The organism is Burkholderia sp. E168m23, assembly GCF_016586125.1.
GTDB classification, from domain to species: Bacteria; Pseudomonadota; Gammaproteobacteria; order Burkholderiales; family Burkholderiaceae; genus Burkholderia; species Burkholderia orbicola.
On sequence record NZ_BCPP01001100.1, the window covers coordinates 1 to 2144 of the forward strand.

Annotated in this window: 2 protein-coding genes; one reads left to right on the forward strand and one right to left on the reverse strand. The window is 69.3% G+C overall.

Annotation, left to right across the window (positions count from 1 at the left end; translation table 11 throughout):
- Window positions 1-1152 (forward strand): ABC transporter ATP-binding protein/permease (locus JMF90_RS34500; protein WP_201326110.1); only part of this gene is annotated, 1152 nt, incomplete at its 5' end.
- 220 nt (window positions 1153-1372) lie between these two features.
- Here the strand turns inward: JMF90_RS34500 and murU are convergent.
- On the reverse strand, window positions 1373-2095 hold the full coding sequence (gene murU / locus JMF90_RS34505; RefSeq protein WP_011546175.1) for an N-acetylmuramate alpha-1-phosphate uridylyltransferase MurU: 723 nt from the start codon (window positions 2093-2095) through the stop codon (window positions 1373-1375).
- Window positions 2096-2144 lie beyond the last annotated feature (49 nt).

Sequence of the window (2144 nt, forward strand, 5' to 3'; positions counted from 1 at the left end):
TACGAGACGGTGAAGTACTTCGGCAACGAGGAGTGGGAGGCGCAGCGCTACGACGAGAACCTGAAGCGCTACCGGAAGGCCGCGATCCGCTCGCAGAACTCGCTGTCGGTGCTGAACTTCGGTCAGCAGGCGATCATCGGCACGGGCCTCGTGTTCATCCTGTGGCGGGCGACGCAGGGCGTGCTCGCGGGCAAGCTGACGCTCGGCGATCTCGTGCTGATCAACACGTTCATGCTGCAGCTGTACATTCCGCTGAACTTTCTCGGCGTCGTCTATCGCGAGCTGAAGCAGAGCCTGACCGACATGGACCGGATGTTCGGGCTGCTGTCCGCGCCGAAGGAAGTGGCCGACCGGCCCGATGCGCGGCCGCTCGCGGTGGCCGGCGCGCAGGTGCGCTTCGAGCACGTGAACTTCGCGTACGAGCCGTCGCGGCAGATCCTGCACGACGTGACGTTTACGATCGAGGCCGGCACGACGACGGCGGTGGTCGGCCACAGCGGTTCGGGGAAATCGACGCTGTCGCGGTTGCTGTTCCGCTTCTACGATCTCGACCGCGAGACGGGCGGTGCGATCCGGATAGACGGTCAGGACATCCGCGACGTCACGCAGGAATCGCTGCGCGCATCGATCGGGATCGTGCCGCAGGACACCGTGCTGTTCAACGACTCGATCTACTACAACATCGCGTACGGCCGGCCGACGGCGACCCGCGACGAGGTGGTCGCGGCCGCGCGCGCCGCGCACATCCACGATTTCATCGAAACTTTGCCGAAGGGCTATGACACGCCGGTGGGCGAGCGCGGGCTGAAGCTGTCGGGCGGCGAGAAGCAGCGCGTCGCGATCGCGCGCACGCTATTGAAGGACCCACCGGTGCTGCTGTTCGACGAAGCGACGTCGGCGCTCGATTCTCGCTCGGAACGCGCGATCCAGCACGAACTCGACCAGATCGCGCGGCATCGCACGACGCTCGTGATCGCGCACCGGCTGTCGACGGTCGTGCACGCGCAGCAGATCCTCGTGATGGACCACGGGCGGATCGTCGAACGCGGCACGCACGACGAACTCGTGCGCGCCGACGGGCTGTATGCGCAGATGTGGGCGCTGCAACAGCAGCGCGCGGCGGCGGGTGGGGAAGAGGCCGAGGCCGCGTAACGGTTTGGAGGCGTGCTGCGTGCCGTGGCGCGCGGCGGGAGCGGGCGGTGTGCCGGCTGTCCGACACCCTGCAGCGTGGCGCCGTCACGGCTGGGTGAGCCGGCGGAGCGTTTCCGGCATTCGCTCCGGAACGGTTCGCGGCTGGTGGACCGCGCGCCGTCCCCGGCCTGTCAGCCCATCGGCCGCCACGCCGGGGAACCGGCAGTCAGTCGCGAAACGATCAGCTTGCCGCGGCGCGCAGTCGCGCGTCGAGTTCGCCGAGCTGCGCGGGCGTGCCGACGTTCTCCCAGATGCCTTCGTACAGTTCGCCGCTCGCGTGGCCGGCTTCGATCGCCGCGCGATAGTACGGCGTCAGCGCGCGCCGCGTGCCGGGCGCGAGATCGCGGAACATCCGCGTGTCGTACAGGCCGATGTTGCCGAACGTGAAGCGCGCGGCACCGTCGAGCGCCAGACGACCGTCGTCGCCGAGCGCGAAGTCGCCGGCCGGGTGGAACGGCGGGTTCGGCACCATCACCAGGTGCATCGCCGGCGTGTCGAGCGCGGCCATCCGGGCGGCGCGCGGCGCGAGCGTCCGGTAGTCGAACGCGCAGTACACGTCGCCGCTGACGGCCGCGAACACGGCCGGCTGTCCATCACGCTCGATGAGCGGCAGCGCCTGCGCGATGCCGCCCGCGGTCTCCAGCGCGTCGCCTTCGGCCGAATACGCGAGCCGCACGCCCCAGCGCGAACCGTCGCCGAGCGCCGCCTCGATCTGCTCGCCGAGCCACGCGTGGTTGATCACGATCGTCTCGATGCCCGCCCGCGCGAGCGCCTCGATCTGCCAGACGATCAGCGGCTTGCCGCCGGCTTCGAGCAGCGGTTTCGGGCGGGTGTCGGTCAGCGGACGCATCCGCTCGCCGCGTCCGGCGGCGAAGATCATCGCCGTGGTCAGGGTAGTGCTCATGTTCGACTGGACGTGAGGACGGTCAGAACGTATAGCCGACGTCGGCCGG